Source organism: Nonomuraea sp. NPDC049750, from assembly GCF_040659625.1.
Classification (GTDB): domain Bacteria; phylum Actinomycetota; class Actinomycetes; order Streptosporangiales; family Streptosporangiaceae; genus Nonomuraea.
This window is the reverse complement of sequence record NZ_JBFANB010000011.1, coordinates 25195-41306: the sequence shown is the minus strand read 5'-3', so window position 1 is coordinate 41306 and position 16112 is coordinate 25195. Positions and strand designations below refer to the sequence as shown.

Here is a 16112-nt window from a genome sequence, read left to right as displayed (position 1 = left end):
CCGGCGGGACCATCGAAAGGCAGGCAAGTGCTCTCTATTCACCAGCGGATCGCGGAAGAGCTCGGCGTACGCGACGGGCAGGTTCTGTCGGCCGTCGAGCTGCTCGACGGCGGCGCGACGGTGCCGTTCATCGCCCGCTACCGCAAGGAGGTCACCGGCGCCCTCGACGACGCCCAGCTGCGCACGCTCGAAGAGCGGCTGCGCTACCTGCGCGAGCTGGAGGAGCGCAGGACGGCGATCCTGGAGTCCATCGAGTCTCAGGGCAAGCTCGACGACGAGCTGCGCGCCCAGATCATGGCGGCCGACACCAAGGCCCGACTCGAGGACATCTACCTCCCTTACAAGCCCAAGCGGCGCACCAAGGCGCAGATCGCCCGCGAGCTGGGCCTGGAGCCGCTGGCCGACCAGCTGCTCGCCGATCCCTCCCTCGACCCGGCCGCGCTGGCCGAGACGTTCGTCACCAATGGCGCCAACGATGGCGTCGCCGACGGAGCCGCCGCGCTGGAAGGCGCGCGGGCGATCCTCATCGAGCGCTTCGCCGAGGACGCCGACCTCATCGGCGGCCTGCGCGAGCAGCTCTGGGGCCGCGGCCGGCTGATCTCCACGGTCCGTGAGGGCAAGGAGGAGGCGGGGGCGAAGTTCTCCGACTACTTCGAGTTCGGGGAGCCGTTCACCAAGCTGCCCTCGCATCGGATCCTGGCCATGTTCCGGGGCGAGAAGGAGGAGATCCTCTCCGTCACGCTGGAGCCCGACGACAGCCCCGAATACGAGATGCGCATCGCCTCCCGCTTCGGCGTCTCCGACCAGGGCCGCCCGGCCGACCGCTGGCTCAACGAGACCGTACGCTGGGCCTGGCGCACCCGCATCCTCGTGCACCTGGGCATCGACATCCGGATGCGGCTGTGGCAGGCGGCCGAGGACGAGGCGGTGCGGGTGTTCGCCACCAACCTGCGCGACCTGCTGCTGGCCGCCCCCGCCGGCACCCGCACGACCATGGGCCTCGACCCGGGCCTGCGCACCGGCGTGAAGGTGGCGGTGGTCGACGCGACCGGCAAGGTCGTCGACACCGCCACCATCTACCCGCACGAGCCGAAGCGGCAGTGGGACCAGTCGCTGGCCGTCCTGGGCGCGCTGGCGCAGAAGCACGGCGTCGAGCTGATCGCCATCGGCAACGGCACCGCCTCCCGCGAGACGGACAAGCTGGCCGGCGAGCTGGTCAAGCACATGCCGTCGGTGACCAAGATCGTCGTATCGGAGGCGGGCGCGTCCGTCTACTCCGCCTCGGCCTACGCCTCCGCGGAACTGCCCGACCTCGACGTGTCGATCCGTGGCGCGGTCTCCATCGCGCGCCGCCTCCAGGACCCGCTGGCCGAGCTGGTCAAGATCGATCCCAAGTCGATCGGCGTCGGCCAATACCAGCACGACCTCGCCGAGACCAAGCTGTCCCGCTCGCTCGACGCGGTGGTCGAAGACTGCGTCAACGCCGTGGGCGTCGATGTCAACACAGCGTCGCCGCCGCTGCTCACCCGCGTGTCGGGCATCGGCGCCACCCTGGCCGAGAGCATCGTGCGCCACCGCGATTCCAACGGCCCCTTCAAGACCCGCGCGGCCCTGAAGGACGTGGCCCGGCTCGGGCCCAAGGCGTTCGAGCAGTGCGCGGGCTTCCTGCGCATCGCGGGCGGCGACGACCCGCTCGACGCCTCCAGCGTGCACCCCGAGGCCTACCCGGTGGTCCGGCGCATCCTCAGCTCGGTCCAGACCGACCTCAAGTCGCTGATCGGCAACACGGCGACGCTGCGGGCGATCAAGCCACAGGAGTTCACGGACGACACGTTCGGCCTGCCCACGGTCACCGACATCCTGCGCGAGCTGGAGAAGCCCGGCCGTGACCCGCGGCCGGCGTTCAAGACCGCGACCTTCAAGGAGGGCGTGGAGAAGATCTCCGACCTGCTGCCCGGGATGATCCTGGAGGGCGTGGTGACGAACGTGGCCGCCTTCGGCGCGTTCGTGGACGTCGGCGTACACCAGGACGGCCTGGTCCACGTCTCCGCCATGTCCCGAAATTACGTGAAAGATCCCCGAGAGGTCGTGAAGCCCGGCGACATCGTCCGCGTCAAGGTCCTCGAGGTCGACATCCCCCGCAAGCGCATCTCCCTGACCTTGCGCCTGGACGACGAGACCACCTCCGAGGGCCGCACTTCCCGCGGCCAGGGCGGCGCGGGCCGTGGCGCGGCAGGAGACGGCGGCCGGGGCTCAGCCGGAGACTCGGGCCGGGGCTCGGCAGGAGACGGCGGCCGCGGCGCGGGCGGTGCCCGTGGCGGCGCGTCGGGCGGAAACGGCGGGCGCGGCGCGGCGGGCCGTGGGGCCGCCGGAGACGGCGGACGTGGAGCGACGGCCGGTCGTGGCGACGGCGGACCCCGAGGCGGCTCGCGGGGTGACGGCGGACGCGGTGACGGGCCCGGTGGTCGTGGGGACGGCACACGTGGGGATGGCGGACGCGGTGACGGCGCACGAGGTGGCAGCGGTCGCGGAGATGGCGGTCAGCGCGGGCGGGGCGACAGCGGTCAGCGCGGTGACGGCGGCCAGCGGGGTCGTGGGGACGGCGGTCGCGGCGGCGCACGCCGCCCGGCTCCCTCAGGCGCCATGGCCGAAGCCCTCCGCAAGGCCGGCCTGACCGGAGACGACCAGTAACTCCCGCCCTCGACCTGCGCCTCGGGCAGCGGGCACGGCGCCACCACACGCCGTGCCCGCCCTCTTGGTTGGGCCGTGGACGGACAGCACGACCTCACCGCCCACCGTGCCCGCTCCTTAGGCCTGGGCCGTGGACGGACAGCACGACCTCACCGCCCACCGTGCCCGCTCCTTAGGCCTGGGTCGTGGACGAGCAGCACGGCCTCGCCGCACACCGGGCCAAGGGCCACCCGCCGTCGAGGTGGTCCGCTGCCGGTAGCGGAGGAATACACGGCACTGGACCGCTGGGTCCGCCCAGTGGCCGCACCTCACGAGGGTCTGTCAGTACATCTTGATCTCCCAGTCGTGGCCGGTGGCCTTGCGCTTGCCGGGGCAGGTGGCGACAGACTGCCCCTCAATGGCCGAACTGACGACCTTCCACGTGCCGCGCACCTTGCCGGTGGGACACGTGGCCACGGCCCGTACGTACCCTGAGCCCCTGTCGCAGCTGGCCCAGGTCTTGTAGTTCTGGTAGTAAATGCCGCTGTGGCAGCCGGTGGGCGGCGGCTCGGCCAGGGCAGGGCTCGGCGCGAGGGGTATGACCGTCGCGACGGTCGCGGCCATCATCAGGGTCATGATCGTCTTTTTCATGCGGGCGATCTTACTAAGGCATTCGGAACTTATCCGGCTTTTCGGATGGCCGTTGTCAGGATCGACCGGAGACGGCGGCTGACTCCCGCTGTCAGGTGATCCGCTGCTGGCGGAACTTCGGCGAGTCGGCCAGGCCCGCTGGGGCGATACGGTCGAAGGGTGAGCACAACTGCGTACACCACGGCGATCACCCAGGCCCGCGACCTGCTCAGGTGGCGCTCACCACTGCGCACCGAGCTCTGGGCGGCCCGGCTCACGGCCACACTGAGCCCGGCGGAGGTCCAGCCACTCGTACGACAGCTCACCGAAGACGGCAGCCCGGAGGCCCGTCTCACCCTCGCCGCCCTGGCCACCGTGGAGCCCGCAGCTCTGGAAGCCGCAGAGACCGCCCTGGACGACGTCGAGACCGCAACCCAGGACGGCGAGGAGACCGCAGTTCCAGGCGACGTCGAGACCGCACTTCTGGGCGGCGAGACGGAGCGGCCGGCCGGGCAGGAACCGGGAGGAGACAAGACGCTTCGGGAGACTCTGCGGGAGGCCGGAAGGCAGGCCGCGCGGGAGCTGCCCGAGTGGGTCGGGCGGATGGGGCAGGTGGAGTGCGAGCAGGCGTGGTACGGCAAGGCCGACCGCTACGGCGAGCAGACCCTGGCCGCCCTGCGCTTCCGCTACCCCGACGACAAGGAGCCGCACGTCCTGATCGTAGGCATCGACCAGGTCAACGGCGGGCTGGCGGTCGATGCTACGGTCGAGGAGCCGAAGTTCCTCGACGACCTGGACCTGCGGCCGGCGGATCCGGCGGTGGTGGCGGGGCGGGTGCTGGACGCGTTCGAGATGACGGACATGGTGATGGGCGCCCCGATCGCCGAGAGCCTGCCCGCCGTCCGCCCGCTGGCGCTCGCCCGCGCGCGGACCGTCCCCGATCCGGTACGGCAGGCGCCCGATGACACCTTGTCCCGGTTCCTGGATCTGCCGGACCTGCCAGGGGCGCAGGAGGCGTTCGAGAAGCTGGTCGAGTTCGTGGGTGATCGGCCCCTGTGGTGGAGTCCGGCCCGGGTCTCACGGTTCCTCACCTCGTGGTTGCCCCGCGAGGCGATCCTGACCGAGGCGGCCGTCTCGGCCATGCCCGAGGTGGTCCGCGCCTGGAGCCGCTTCCACGGAGCTGAGCCGGAGGTGCTCCAGCAGATCGAGGCCGACGCGCCGCGCCTGCCCGCGCTGATGGCGGACGAGTCGCTGGCGGGCCTCCGCAAACGCATTGCCCAAAGCCAACGATGACGCGGGGCTACGGCCTGGGCTCATCATTTGGCCGCTTTTCACCGTCCAGGCTTAGCTGGATGGCCCGTCAATACACGGAGAACCAGGCAGCCTCAGCGTGAGGCGAGCGCCCGTCGCGCTGCATTGATCACGCTGTGGGCGTCGGCGCCGTACACCGCGGACTCCTGAAGCGTCTTCCAGGTGCGCCGGTAGGCCTCGACGCTGCTCGCATCGTCGAGCCACAGTTCGGCATGCCATGTCTCGGTGACCACTTGGCGATCGTCGTAGATCCAGAAGCCGACTCCGGGCGGGACCTTCAGCGGGGCGCCCAGTGGCACGATGCATCTCCCCCTCCGGGCCACCGACTCTCCACGACGTCCCACTGACCGACCGCCACACGCTGGAATACACCCTCGCCAGAGCCCTGATCGTGCGCGTATCGGACCTGCGGCCCGAGGTGGCCCAGAACGACCGGTAACCACAGGCGGCCACGCCCTTCTCAGAGGGCGAGACGGAACGGGCACCCCGAGCAAGTCCGCTACCAGCGGCAAGTCGCAGCAGTGACCACGAACATCACGATCTACAACTGGAGTAGTAGGTACGGGCGGCTATGCTGCGCACTGGACGTTTTACCGCCGCCCCCGCACGGGCGTCTCAAGGGAGATCAACGTAATGTATAAGGAGTTCGCCGCAGAGGCCGTGGTCTGGCTCGTCCCGGTCGTGGTCCTCATCGGCCTCGCCCTGATGGTCACCTCCTGACAGCCGGGGGCCGGACCGGGTGCGGCCCCTGGCGCCCCGGTCAGCGGTAATACTCGTAGTGCACGACCGTGCTGACGTCACGGTCGTAGCGGATGTCGCCGTCGAGCCACCGGTTCCACAGGGTCGAGAGGGTGCGAGACCTGACGGTGCACCCTCCCCAGCGGGAGTGCTTGGCCCGAATGGTGCCGACATAGTCGAAGCACGACCCAGCCCTCTTTCCGTTGATCTTGAGCCGGGCGTTCAGGCTGACGGAGTAGAGGGTTTGGCGGGAGATGTTGGTGATCCGCACCTTGATGCGGCAGGTGTCCTTGCACCAGCCCCAGTAGATCTTGTACTTGATCAGGTGCGGTTTCGCGGTGCCGGAGAGGGTGGCTGTCGTGTTCGTGGCCACCACCGCGGGAGACGCGGCGGACGGCGCCGCGGACACCGCCACGACCGAAGTGGCCAGTAAGAGCGCGCCGACGAGACCCTTGACCATGTTGCCCCCATAGCAACGACGTACTGCCGCTTCCCCCTGTTGAAAGCGACATCAGGCCCCCGATTAACCATCAGAAAAACGGCATGGTCAATCGTTGTTCGCACTACATACTTATTACCCCACTAGTCGGCATTTCCGGGCATTTACGAAGCCCAGGCGAGCAATGGACGCAGCTGTCGCAGGCGTTTCAACGCCTGTTTCTCCAGTTGCCTGATGCGCTCTCTGGTGAGCCCGAGACGATCCGCGATTTCGGTATAGCTGCGGGCTTCATTGCCCGCCAGGCCGTACCTGAGCCTGAGGACGAATGCCTCTCGCGGCGGGAGTGAGGTGAGCACCTGGTGCAGTTCGGCGTTGAACGCGCGGCGCTCGGTGAACTCCTGCACCTGGAGACCGTCCTCGTCGGGGATCATGTCGCCGATGTTCCCCTCGCCGTTCTCGCCGACCGGCACGTCCAGGCTGACCGTCTCCTGGGCGAGCCGCCGGAGCACGGCGACGTGGCGGAGCGAGCGCTCGGCGGCCTTGGCGAGCTCCGCCTCCCGGGGTTCGCGCCCCAGGTCGGCGGCCAGTTGCCGGGCGATTCTGCTCAGTCGCGCCAGCTCTTCGGCGACATGCGTGGGCAGCCGTATGGTGCGGCTCTTGTCGTGGATGCCGCGTTCGATGGCCTGGCGGATCCACCACATCCCGTAGGTGGAGAACTTGTAGCCACGTTTGTAGTCGAACTTCTCCACGGCCCTGATCAACCCGAGATTGCCCTCCTGGATGACGTCGAGGAGTGGGAGCCCACGAAAGGCGTAGCGTCTGGCGGCGGCCACCACCAGCCGGAGATTGGACCTGATGAGCAGGTCCTTAGCACGCTGCCCGTCGCGGCGGACGTGTTCGAGCTCCGGTGTGCCCTCGCCACGGCTGATCAGGTAGCCCGAGTAGAGCCCCGCCTCGATCCGTCGTGCCAGGTCCACCTCGTCCGCGGCGCAGAGCAATGGTGTCTTTCCGATCTGCTCCAGATACATGCCGAGCAGGTCGGGCTCTTCGGCCGACATACCAATGCGACTACCCGGTAAACGGCGGCGAACTCCCCGGTTCATTGAGTTCCGCGATGGCGAGTTCGGCGGTGGTGCGGATGTCGAAGAACTTGTCGAGGGCGGTGATCGCGAAAAGGTGCTTACACCTGCCATTCAGCCCGGAAAGCAACAGCCGGCCGCCGGAGGCGGTCACCGCCTTGTGCAGATAAACGAGCACGGAAAGCCCGGAAGAATCGCAGACGCTGACCGCCTGCATGTCGATGACCAGTAAGGGTGGTTGAGTCAGGTCGAGCGCCTTGGTGACGCGATCACGCACCTCGGCCGCGGACCCGAAGTCGAAGTCTCCCGTGAGCCTGGCGATGACACACGGTCCCTGGAGGCCGAGGCTGATCGACAAGGCCTGCTCCGAAGTCACCCAGTTCCACCTACCCGCATTGCTCGCCCGATGTCACCACTTTACGAGAAGTAGCGTCTTGGGTTGGACACCAGCATCTGCTCGATCTGATCGCCGGTCACACCCGAGTCCAGCAGTGCGGCCAAGACCTCATCGTGGATGTGATCGTAGCGCCAGTTGGGCGCCATCGTGCGTAGTGCGTCATCCCAAGACTCCACAAAGTAGTCCATAAAGCAGGCGGTGTCGTGGCTGAGGACCATCCGATCAGCGTATCCCCGCTGGCAGAGGGCAGCGATGGTGGCCACCCGGTCGGACGTCGCATTGTAGACATCCAACCCGAATCTATCCATCCCCAGCGTGGCGCCCGTGTCGGCCAGGCGCATCAGGTAGTCGAGATCGTTGGTGTCGCCCGCGTGCCCGACGACGACCTTCGTCAGGTCCACGCCCTCCTTGGCGAAGAGGTCGAGCGCGGTCAGCCCGCTCTGGGTGAAGGAGTTCGTGTGGACGGTGATCGGCGCGCCGGTACGCGCGTGCGCCCGCGCGACGGCCCGGCCGATCCGCTCGACCCCGGGCGTCAGGCCCTTCTGCTCGACCACGCACTTGAGGAACGCCGCCTTGACCCCGGTGTCGGCGATGCCCTCGGTGAGGTCGCGGACGAAGTCGTCGACCATCGGATCGGGCATGTCCAGGAGCAGGCCGGGGCCGCGGTAGTCGTACTGGTGGGGCAGCTCTTCGAAGCTGTAGATGCCGGTCGCGGCGATGATGTGCAGATCCGGCACTTCGGCGGCGATGCGCTGGATGCGGGGGATGTACCGTCCGAGGCCCCACACCGTCGGGTCCACGATCGTCCGCACACCCTTCGCCGCCACCGCCTTGAGCTTGCCGATGGCGTCCGTGACCCGGAACTCCTCGTCCCACCAAGCGCCTTTGCCGTAGTTGTCGAGAAACTCGGTAGAGAGAACGAAAATGTGCTCGTGCATCAGGGTCTGACCGAGCTCATCGACATCGACGGGGCCGCGAACGGTGTTGACGGTGGGCATGAGCGCCTCCATACCGGCTGGTCGGTGCCGCCAACCTAGGCCGCCCCCTACCCCCCGTCAACAACCAGCCAGCCTCGGGAACAGCGGCTGGGGCCTGGGCAGCCGTTCCCCGCTCACCGCCGCCGCCACCCGCGCCGCCCCGGTGGGCAGAAAAGGCGCCAGCTGTCCGGCCAGCGCCCGGCACGCGTGGACGAGCGTCGCCAGCGAGGTCTCCCTGTCACCGGGCTCCTGACGCCACGGCTGTACGCGTTCGACGTACTTGTTGGCCTCCTCGACGATCGTCCAGACCGCGGCGGCGGCGCGGCGGAAGTCGAAATCCTCCAGCGCCTCGTGCACCCGCCCCGGCGCGCTCTCGCAGGCGTCGACGAGCCCACGTCCGGCCTCCCCGTCGACGGCGACAGTGGGCACCACGCCGTCCTGGAAGCGGTGCACCATGGTGACGACCCGGTTGACCAGGTTGCCGACGCCGTTGGCCAGATCCTCGTCGGCCCTGGCGACCAGCCGTTCCACGGTGAAGTCGGCGTCGCCGACCCGCGGCACCTCGCGCAGCAGCCACCACCGCACCGCGTCGGCGCCGTAGGCCCGCGCGATCGCCTCGGCGTCGGCGGGCGTTCCGGCCGACTTGCTGATCTTGCGGCCGCCGACGGTCAGGTAGTCGTGCACGAAGATCTCAGCGGGCAGGGGCAGGCCCGCCGCGAGCAGCATCGCGGGCCAGTACACCGCGTGGAAGCGGATCACGCCCTTGCCCATCAGATGGACCTTGCGCGGCTCCGCGACCCACCAGCGGTCGTAGTCGCCGCCGTCCAGCGCGGTGACGTAGTTGGCCAGGGCGTCCCACCACACGTACACCACCTGCGAGGGATCGTCCGGCACGGGTATGCCCCAGCCGCGGGCCCGATCCGCGGCGCGCGAGACGCTGATGTCGGCCAGACCCGCCTCGATGAACGCCAGCACCTCGTTGCGCCGCGCGGCCGGCTCGATCCTGAGGCGCCCACCGCGGATCAGGTCCAGCAGCGCGTCCTGGTAGCGCGAGAGGCGGAAGAACCAGTTCCGCTCAGAGATGTGCTGCAATGGCGCCTCGTGCTCGGGGCAGGACCCCTCGTTGTAGAACTGCTCGCAGCCGACGCAGTAGAGCCCCTCGTAGTGCCGCTGGTAGAGATCGCCGTCGATCGCCCGCCAGATCCGCTCGACTCCCGGGCGATGCCCCGGATGGTGACTCGTCCGGATGAAGGAGTCGAAGGACAGGTCGTACGATTCACGCAGCCCCTCGAAGGCGGCCGCGTTGCGATCGACCAGCTCGCGCACCGGGACGCCTTCCGCCTCGGCGGCCAGCACGTTCTTCAGTGAGTTGTCGTCGGTGCCGGTCTGGAAGCGTACGGGCTCGCCGCGCGACCGGTAGTGCCGGGCCAGCACGTCGCCCTGCACGAACTCCAGCGCGTGCCCCAGATGCGGGCGGGCGTTGACGTACGGGATGGTGGTCGTGATGTACATCGTGTGTCTCCCGAGGGCCCCGGACACGATGCGAGGCCCCGCTAGCAGGGCCTCGAACAAGAAGTCGTCGGTGGAAGCCCCCTACGGGGCCATCATCACCAGTCGCGACGTCATGCGCTCATCGTAGTGTTCCGGATGCAACCGGCGCATCCGGAAATCTGGGCACCACGCCGCCGCCACAGCTACTCCGGCGTGGGCACCACCAGCACCGGCCGGCGCGCGTGGTGCAGCACGCGGTCGGACGTACTCCCGAGCAGCAGTGACTTCACCCCGCCCTGCCCCCGCGTCCCGGTGACGATCAACGTGGCCCCGATCTCGTTCGCCACGTCCACGATGGACGACCACACGGACAGCGCGTCCGGCTCACACCGCGGCGAAGCGTCGAACCCCGCCTGTCTGGCCAGCTCCGCGCCCTGCGATGCCAGCTCCCGCATGGCCTGCCCGACGGCCTCGTCCTCGACGGGCGAATCGTCGATGGTCATCATCAGCCCGGCCGACGCCCGCGCCGAGGCCAGCGCCAGGCGTTCCCACACGGTCAGTACGACGGCGCGCGCGCCGGGCATCAGCGTGCCCGCGAAGGCGATCGCCGCCTTGGCGTCGTCGGAGCCGTCGTACGCGATCAGAATGGTCTGCTCAGTTGCTTCCATAGGCGAGCTCTTTCCAGATCAGCCCGTTTCACGCCCTGGAGCCGGGTAGCCAGCGGGTATGACTGTCACACAGTTCCGGGACCTGCCTCTCGCCGACCGTGACCGCGAATGGGACGCGGCGGCGGCCGACAAGCGGGTGCGTAAGTGGGCGGACGCCGAGAAGAAGCCCGACGAGAAGTACCGCCAGGCCTTCCTCTGGTACGACAGCGACGACGCCGACGAGTTCGGCGCCTACAAGCTGCCGATCGCCGACGTCGTCGGTGGTGAGCTGAAAGTCGTCCCACGGGCCGTGATCGCCGCCGCCGCGGTCGTGGACGGTGCCAGGGGCGGGGTCAAGATCCCGCAGGGCGACATCGAGAGGGTCAAGAAGAACCTGGCCAAGTACTACGCCAAGATGGGCGACACGCCACCCTGGGAGCGCTGAACCGAAGGCTTGAGCAGCGACATCCCGGCCAGGGCCAGCACCCCGATCTCGGTGAGGACCACGACCCGCTGGGTGAGCCCGGCGGGGATGTCGTCGTTGGACAACTCGATGCCGAACATCCGCACGACGTACGGGACCACGACGAGCAACAGCGCGCCCAGCGCCACCGCGCTCAGGACCCGGACGGCCCTGGCGTACCGCACTCGCGCGTTGGCCAGCAGCATCCCCGCGGCCGGCATCACCAGGAAGGCGGCGAAGGCGGCATATCTGTGAATGCCGCCCGACAGCGAAAGCGGCACCCCCGGACGGTCCGTGGGGAAGGCACCGATCAGGAACATGCTCCCGCCCCACGCCAGCAGCAGCAGCACGACCCAGACGCTCGCGCCCGCCCGGCGCAGCGACTCGGCGATCAGTGCCGAGCCGACCGCGAACAGCGTCAGCGAGGTCGGCAGCAGCCATCCCAAGGGCTGAAAGGCGTACTCACTGATCACGCTGTGCATGGGGTCCAGCCCCGATTCCGCGTGCAAGGTGAGCATGGCGCCGGCGCCGGTTCCGATGGCCGCGAATCCACTGACAAGCAATGCCTTCATGCTTCAAAGGTCGTGGAATACGGGCTTCCGGAGTATCGGAGATCGACCCGAACAGGCCCTGAAGCGCCCCTTAATACCTAGGTCGTAGCACTTCGGATACCGGCCCGCTGACCTGCGGGAACCCACCCCTGGGTCTAGCCCGCCGCCTCAGGGTAGGTAGGGCCAGCTATACCACCGCGGGGAGGTCGAAGTAGACCCTGATCACGGTGGCGCCCGCTCGCGTGTGCACGCGGACCAGGTCGCTGAGCAGATTGACGATCAGCAGGCCGCGCGAACCGGGAGTGCGCGGATCGACCGGCGTCCGCCCGGCCAGCGGGTCGATGATGTGGCCCGAGTCGCTGACCTCGCACACCAGCCGGTCGGCTTCGGCCCAGACCCTGATCAGCCCGGCGCCGCCGCCGTGATCGAGGCTGTTGGCGCCCAGCTCGGCGATCGTCAGGCGGATGTCGTCGAGCCTGGCCCGGCTGAACCCGAGCTCGGCGGCCCGCCCGGCGGCCAGCCCGCGCGCGGCGGCCAGGTTGGTGTGGTCGAAGCGGAGCGAGAGGAAGTCGGCGGGCTCGTCCAGCGGCTGGTTGTGCCCGTCGACGACCTTCTGGGGCGCGTAGTCGCCGCTGTGCCACTCGCCGGAGCCGTCGCGCAGCACGGGATGGGTCTGCTCGGCCTCACGAATGACCTCGGGGTCGAGCCCGTCGAGGTCGTACGGGCACAGGATCGTGACGTGGCGCCCGGTGAAGGCGTAGTTGATCAGGGCCTCGTGCTGGGCGCAGGCGGGATATTCCGTCACCGTGCGGCCCGGCCAGATGGGCTCGCCGATGATCCGTACGTGACCGACAGGGTGGCGGTCGGCGAACTCGCGGAGCACGGCGGGGATGATGCGTCCTGGATTGCGCCCGGCGCTGGTCATGTCGAGCAGGAGCACCTCGTCGGCGTCGCGCCCCAGACCGGCCTCGATCAGGGCGAGATTCCGGGGCGGAACCGCGACGGCGACGGGCTCTCCCGAATCTAGCCCTTCGCGGACGAAAGCCGTGGTAGCCGCCACATATTCCCGGTCGCCTCGGTAGAAGAGGGCCGGGTGTACGAAGGGGTCTGCCGCCATCACACTTCAAGCTACCCCGCCATGAGGTCTTTACGGCAATCCGTTGGGTATCCATGTGTTATGAAGAGACTCCAGATCGTCCGGCCGACGAAGCCCTCCCCCCGGCCGCTCCCTCTCGATCTGCGTACGCCCTCCGGCCGACGCCTCCCGTTCTGAAGCGGGCGAACCTATGCTCGGAACATGTCGGATTTACAGATGCGCGTCTCAGATGCCGACCGTGAGCGTGGCGCGCGCAAGCTGCAGGAAGCGTTCATGGAAGGCCGTCTCACCCAGCTGGAGCTGGAGGACCGGCTCGAACTGGCCCTCACGGCACGAACATACGGCGATCTGGCTGGCCTGACCGCCGACCTGCCGGCTGACGGGCCCGCGGTGGACGGGCCCGTGGCCGACGAGGTGGTGGAACTGGAGTCCAAGAACGGCGCCATCAAGCGATCAGGCGACTGGGCGGTCCCCCGCCGGCTCAGGGTCGCCTCCAAGTACGGCGGCATCGAACTCGACCTGTCGGAGGCGGTCATCTCCCATCCGGTCGTCGAGATCGACCTCGACCTCAAGTACGGTTCGGCCAAGATCGTGCTGCCGGACGGCGCCGCGGCCGACATCGACAGGTTCCGCACGGAGTGGGGCAACACCGTGACGTCGGAGGTGCCGGGCCGACCTCAGCCGGGAGCCCTCTATGTGGTGGTCAGCGGCCAGGCGAAGTACGGGAGTCTGGTGATCCGTTATCCGCGTAAGCGCTGGTTCACCCACTGATGGAAGATCGAGATGTGGTGCTCGCTCGGCACCAGGACCCCGCCCGCCCGGTAGGCGCGTGACGACATACCGGGCTGGGTCCGCTCGCAGTCCGCTTTACAACGACTTGATACTGATGGTGCTAGTGGGGTGCAAGCACCTGTCAAGGTTTACTCCATAATGTCGCTTCGTCGCTAAACGCAACGAAGGGCACGGAAATGACACCCCCTCGTCGTCGCATCGCCATCGCGATCGCGACGCTTTCTCTTGCCGGCCTCACCACCGCCTGTGGTGCCATCGGCAACGCTGTCGACTGCAACCAGATGGGCAGCGAAGTCACGAAGATCATGACTGACTTCAACGGCAGCATGACCTCGGCCGCGACCGATCCCAAGGCCTTCGAGAAGGCCGGCGATGAGGCCGCCGCCAAGGTGAAGACGCTGGCCGGCAAGTACGACGGCGACCTCGCCGCCGCGCTCAATGACCTTGCCACCGGGCTCGACGGCATCAAGATCGATGCCAAGGACCCCACCGGCTCGATGGACTCTGTCCAGAAGTTGCAGAGCTTCGTAACGAAGATCCAGAGCGCCTGCACCTGACGCTTCTGCCGGCATGCCGCACCGGCCGCGGGGGGCGGCTCGGCGCGGCGGCCTTGTCGCGTACGCGGTCCAGGGGGAACTTTCCGCGAACGCGATCAGGGGGAATCGGTCTACGCTTGCTGCCCGTGACGGGGGAAGCTCTGGCAGCAGGCGCTGCCCGTTGGACGGCCCGGATCACGCCGAACCGCCTGCGCGTCGGGCTGATCGTCGTGGTCTCGGCCGCCGTCTATGCCGTGCTCGGCCTGGTCAAGCTGGCCACCTTTCGCGCCAGCACGTTCGATCTGGTGATCGTGGACCAGGCCGTGCGCAACTACGCGCACTTCCGGCCGCCGTACATCCCGATGGTCGGCGCCTTCCACGACCGGGGGCTGGACTACCTCCAGCTCGCCGACCACTTCTCGCCCATCTACGCGCTGCTGGCGCCCTTCTACTGGATCCATGACGGCCCGGGTTCGCTGATCGTGGCCCAGGCGCTGCTGTTCGCCGCCGCGATCCCGTTCATCTGGCTGTTCACCAGGCGGATGCTGGGCACTGCCCCGGCCTACCTGGTCGCCGTGGCCTACGCGCTGTCGTGGCCCGTCGCGCAGGCGATCGCGTTCGACGCGCACGAGGTGATGTTCGTCCCGCTGCTCACCGCGATCATGATCGAGCGCTACCACGCGGGGCGGCTGCTGCCCGCGTTCGCGGCGATGGGCGCGCTCCTCCTGGTCAAGGAGGACATGGGCCTCACTGTGATCGGCTTCGGCCTCTACCTCTTCCTCACCGGCGACAGGTTCCGCGGGATGTGCTGCGCCGCGATCGGCCTCGGCGGGGTCATGCTCACCCGGGGCGCGCTCATCTCGCTGCTCGGCGGCCAGAGCCAGGACTTCTGGGCCTACGGCCACCTGGGGCCCGACGCGCCGAGCGCGATCCTGACGCTGCTGCGCGACCCGCTGAACGCGCTGCTGCTGCCGTTCAGCGAGGAGACCAAGGTCGACACGCTGTTCCTGCTGGCCTGGCCGACGCTGCTGCTCTGCCTGCTGTCGCCGCTGTCGCTGGTCGCGCTGCCGCACGTGCTCGAACGCATGCTGTCGGACCGCGAACCGTGGTGGCGGGCGGACTTCCAGTACAACGCCTTCACGGTGGTGATCCTGCTCCTCGCGGGCGTCGACGGGCTGTCCAGGCTGCTGCGCCGGATCAAGCGCGCCGACGACCGCTCGCTCAAGCTGGCCTGGTCGGCGGGCGCGCTCGTGGTCGCGCTCACCCTGGTGCCGAAGTTCGCCCTCGACCAGCTCTACCATCCGGCCTTCTACAAGGCGGAGGAGATCAGGACCGAATCGGCCGCCGCGGCGGTGGCCGCGGTGCCCACGGGCGTCACCGTGGAGGCCGCCAACTCGCTCGGCCCGGCCCTGACCTCCCGCACCACCGTCCTGCTCTGGACCGGGCAGCCGCGCGGCGCCGCGTGGGTGGCGGCCGACACGGCCCGCTGGCAGTTCCCGTTCGGCTCCCCCGACGATCAGCGCGCCCAGGTGGACCGGCTGGTGACCGAGGGGTATACGAAGGTGTTCGACCGCGATGGTTATGTGGTGCTACGTCGTACGTGACGTGTCGCTCGGTCCGAAGCGGGCGGCGATATCGCGTTCCCATGACGCGAGGAAGGCCGGATAGCCGTCGGCGAACTCCCGCAGTTCCCGCTCCCCTTCCGGCGAGAGCGCGGTCAGCTCGTACGTGACCCGCACAGCGCTCCCGCCGCCGCGACCCTCGCCCACGGCCACGCTGACGGTCCCGGCCCGCGAACCCGGCGTCACCCGCGCGTACGAGACGTGCCGCCCGCTCTCCCTGCCGAGCACCACCCAGGTGGTCCGCTCGCCGTGGGCGTCGGTCTCGAACACGGTGCCCGGCTCGCTGTCGTCGGCGGTGGGCACGGGGAAGCGGGGCAGCCAACCGGCCACCCACTCCTCCTCCCCTCGGGGCGTGAACAACCGGAACGCCTCGGCAGGCGGCAGCGCCACCGCGAGCTGCCCGCTGAGCCGGACCTGGGCCCCGCTCACTTCTCCACCATCCGGTGCGCGTCGGCCGCGGTCAGCGTGAGGCCGTAGACGGCCTTGAGCTGCTCGATCTTGCCCAGCGTCTCGGGCGTGAAGGGCGCCTGCCCCTCGAAGGCGTGCAAGGCGATCCCCTCCACCAGATCGCCCAGCGACATGTCCAGATATTCGGCCAAGCCCTTGAGCACCTTGAGCAGGTTGCGCTCGAGCCGCAACCCGGTCTGCGTGCGATCAACTGTTACCATGGTAA

At 68.7% G+C, this 16112-nt stretch carries 18 protein-coding genes and 1 pseudogene; 6 read left to right on the top strand and 13 right to left on the bottom strand.

The features are described from left to right. Positions 1-27: 27 nt before the first annotated feature. Complete coding sequence (locus AB0J16_RS27260; RefSeq protein WP_358544519.1) at positions 28-2691, top strand: Tex family protein; 2664 nt, start codon at positions 28-30, stop codon at positions 2689-2691. Between the two features lie 321 nt (positions 2692-3012). On the opposite strand, the gene AB0J16_RS27255 is transcribed toward AB0J16_RS27260, so the two are convergent. After that, entirely contained in the window at positions 3013-3321 is a 309-nt protein-coding gene (locus AB0J16_RS27255) for a hypothetical protein (RefSeq protein ID WP_358544518.1), read from the bottom strand. A 159-nt stretch (positions 3322-3480) separates the two neighbouring features. Here AB0J16_RS27255 and AB0J16_RS27250 point away from each other — a divergent pair, with 159 nt between their 5' ends. Then, positions 3481-4593: a hypothetical protein gene (locus AB0J16_RS27250; protein WP_358544517.1), complete on the top strand. Its 1113-nt coding sequence runs from the start codon at positions 3481-3483 to the stop codon at positions 4591-4593. A gap of 92 nt (positions 4594-4685) precedes the next feature. Here AB0J16_RS27250 and AB0J16_RS27245 read toward each other — a convergent pair whose 3' ends face one another. From AB0J16_RS27245 to AB0J16_RS27215, 7 genes are all read right to left on the bottom strand, one after another. Beyond that, positions 4686-4910 carry a Scr1 family TA system antitoxin-like transcriptional regulator gene (locus AB0J16_RS27245; protein ID WP_358544516.1) on the bottom strand — a complete coding sequence of 75 codons (225 nt, stop codon included), beginning with the start codon at positions 4908-4910 and terminating at the stop codon, positions 4686-4688. 461 nt (positions 4911-5371) lie between these two features. Continuing rightward, entirely contained in the window at positions 5372-5809 is a 438-nt protein-coding gene (locus AB0J16_RS27240; RefSeq protein WP_358544515.1) for a hypothetical protein, read from the bottom strand. A gap of 143 nt (positions 5810-5952) precedes the next feature. Next, complete coding sequence (locus AB0J16_RS27235) at positions 5953-6846, bottom strand: sigma-70 family RNA polymerase sigma factor (RefSeq protein WP_358544513.1); 894 nt, start codon at positions 6844-6846, stop codon at positions 5953-5955. 10 nt (positions 6847-6856) lie between these two features. Continuing rightward, positions 6857-7243, bottom strand: coding sequence for an STAS domain-containing protein (locus tag AB0J16_RS27230; RefSeq protein ID WP_219530398.1), 387 nt, complete (start codon positions 7241-7243; stop codon positions 6857-6859). Between the two features lie 41 nt (positions 7244-7284). Next, the gene (locus AB0J16_RS27225) at positions 7285-8262 is read right to left on the bottom strand and encodes a phosphotriesterase-related protein (RefSeq protein WP_358544511.1); all 978 of its coding nucleotides are present in this window, start codon (positions 8260-8262) and stop codon (positions 7285-7287) included. A 57-nt stretch (positions 8263-8319) separates the two neighbouring features. Then, on the bottom strand, positions 8320-9753 hold the full coding sequence (locus tag AB0J16_RS27220) for a methionine--tRNA ligase (RefSeq protein WP_358544510.1): 1434 nt from the start codon (positions 9751-9753) through the stop codon (positions 8320-8322). A gap of 182 nt (positions 9754-9935) precedes the next feature. After that, positions 9936-10400 (bottom strand): universal stress protein, encoded by a 465-nt coding sequence (locus tag AB0J16_RS27215; RefSeq protein ID WP_358544509.1) that lies wholly within the window; start codon positions 10398-10400, stop codon positions 9936-9938. A gap of 58 nt (positions 10401-10458) precedes the next feature. Here AB0J16_RS27215 and AB0J16_RS27210 point away from each other — a divergent pair, with 58 nt between their 5' ends. Continuing rightward, complete coding sequence (locus AB0J16_RS27210; RefSeq protein ID WP_357955959.1) at positions 10459-10824, top strand: hypothetical protein; 366 nt, start codon at positions 10459-10461, stop codon at positions 10822-10824. On the opposite strand, the gene AB0J16_RS27205 is transcribed toward AB0J16_RS27210, so the two are convergent. Together AB0J16_RS27205 and AB0J16_RS27200 are read right to left on the bottom strand one after the other, a co-directional pair. Beyond that, entirely contained in the window at positions 10785-11414 is a 630-nt protein-coding gene (locus AB0J16_RS27205) for a DUF998 domain-containing protein (RefSeq protein ID WP_357955961.1), read from the bottom strand. The genes AB0J16_RS27210 and AB0J16_RS27205 overlap by 40 nt on opposite strands. Before the next feature lie 166 nt (positions 11415-11580). Further along, the gene (locus AB0J16_RS27200) at positions 11581-12510 is read right to left on the bottom strand and encodes an anti-sigma factor RsbA family regulatory protein (RefSeq protein ID WP_358544508.1); all 930 of its coding nucleotides are present in this window, start codon (positions 12508-12510) and stop codon (positions 11581-11583) included. A gap of 180 nt (positions 12511-12690) precedes the next feature. On the opposite strand from AB0J16_RS27200, the gene AB0J16_RS27195 reads away from it, so the two are divergent. Next, positions 12691-13260 (top strand): DUF1707 domain-containing protein, encoded by a 570-nt coding sequence (locus AB0J16_RS27195; protein ID WP_358544506.1) that lies wholly within the window; start codon positions 12691-12693, stop codon positions 13258-13260. Here AB0J16_RS27195 and AB0J16_RS27190 read toward each other — a convergent pair. After that, positions 13230-13349: pseudogene (locus AB0J16_RS27190) on the bottom strand (SRPBCC family protein); the annotation flags it as partial. The gene AB0J16_RS27195 and the pseudogene AB0J16_RS27190 sit on opposite strands and share 31 nt — an antisense overlap. Positions 13350-13457: 108 nt before the next feature. Here AB0J16_RS27190 and AB0J16_RS27185 point away from each other — a divergent pair. After that, the gene (locus tag AB0J16_RS27185) at positions 13458-13838 is read left to right on the top strand and encodes a hypothetical protein (protein WP_357955966.1); all 381 of its coding nucleotides are present in this window, start codon (positions 13458-13460) and stop codon (positions 13836-13838) included. Positions 13839-13963: 125 nt separating this feature from the next. Next, positions 13964-15421 carry a DUF2079 domain-containing protein gene (locus AB0J16_RS27180; protein ID WP_358544505.1) on the top strand — a complete coding sequence of 486 codons (1458 nt, stop codon included), beginning with the start codon at positions 13964-13966 and terminating at the stop codon, positions 15419-15421. Here the strand turns inward: AB0J16_RS27180 and AB0J16_RS27175 are convergent. Both AB0J16_RS27175 and AB0J16_RS27170 read right to left on the bottom strand, forming a co-directional pair. Beyond that, entirely contained in the window at positions 15407-15868 is a 462-nt protein-coding gene (locus AB0J16_RS27175) for a hypothetical protein (protein ID WP_358544503.1), read from the bottom strand. The genes AB0J16_RS27180 and AB0J16_RS27175 overlap by 15 nt on opposite strands. Next, complete coding sequence (locus AB0J16_RS27170; protein WP_358428133.1) at positions 15865-16107, bottom strand: hypothetical protein; 243 nt, start codon at positions 16105-16107, stop codon at positions 15865-15867. The genes AB0J16_RS27175 and AB0J16_RS27170 overlap by 4 nt, the downstream gene beginning before the upstream one ends. Positions 16108-16112: the final 5 nt, after the last annotated feature.

What these genes read in the sequence shown, in the direction of transcription:
- AB0J16_RS27255 (WP_358544518.1), bottom strand. Translation starts at nt 3,321, where the DNA reads ATGAAAAAGACGATCATGACCCTGATGATGGCCGCGACCGTCGCGACG.
- AB0J16_RS27240 (WP_358544515.1), bottom strand. Translation starts at nt 5,809, where the DNA reads ATGGTCAAGGGTCTCGTCGGCGCGCTCTTACTGGCCACTTCGGTCGTG.
- AB0J16_RS27235 (WP_358544513.1), bottom strand. Translation starts at nt 6,846, where the DNA reads ATGTCGGCCGAAGAGCCCGACCTGCTCGGCATGTATCTGGAGCAGATC.
- AB0J16_RS27225 (WP_358544511.1), bottom strand. Translation starts at nt 8,262, where the DNA reads ATGCCCACCGTCAACACCGTTCGCGGCCCCGTCGATGTCGATGAGCTC.
- AB0J16_RS27220 (WP_358544510.1), bottom strand. Translation starts at nt 9,753, where the DNA reads ATGTACATCACGACCACCATCCCGTACGTCAACGCCCGCCCGCATCTG.
- AB0J16_RS27215 (WP_358544509.1), bottom strand. Translation starts at nt 10,400, where the DNA reads ATGGAAGCAACTGAGCAGACCATTCTGATCGCGTACGACGGCTCCGAC.
- AB0J16_RS27210 (WP_357955959.1), top strand. Translation starts at nt 10,459, where the DNA reads ATGACTGTCACACAGTTCCGGGACCTGCCTCTCGCCGACCGTGACCGC.
- AB0J16_RS27205 (WP_357955961.1), bottom strand. Translation starts at nt 11,414, where the DNA reads ATGAAGGCATTGCTTGTCAGTGGATTCGCGGCCATCGGAACCGGCGCC.
- AB0J16_RS27200 (WP_358544508.1), bottom strand. Translation starts at nt 12,510, where the DNA reads ATGGCGGCAGACCCCTTCGTACACCCGGCCCTCTTCTACCGAGGCGAC.
- AB0J16_RS27195 (WP_358544506.1), top strand. Translation starts at nt 12,691, where the DNA reads ATGTCGGATTTACAGATGCGCGTCTCAGATGCCGACCGTGAGCGTGGC.
- AB0J16_RS27185 (WP_357955966.1), top strand. Translation starts at nt 13,458, where the DNA reads ATGACACCCCCTCGTCGTCGCATCGCCATCGCGATCGCGACGCTTTCT.
- AB0J16_RS27170 (WP_358428133.1), bottom strand. Translation starts at nt 16,107, where the DNA reads ATGGTAACAGTTGATCGCACGCAGACCGGGTTGCGGCTCGAGCGCAAC.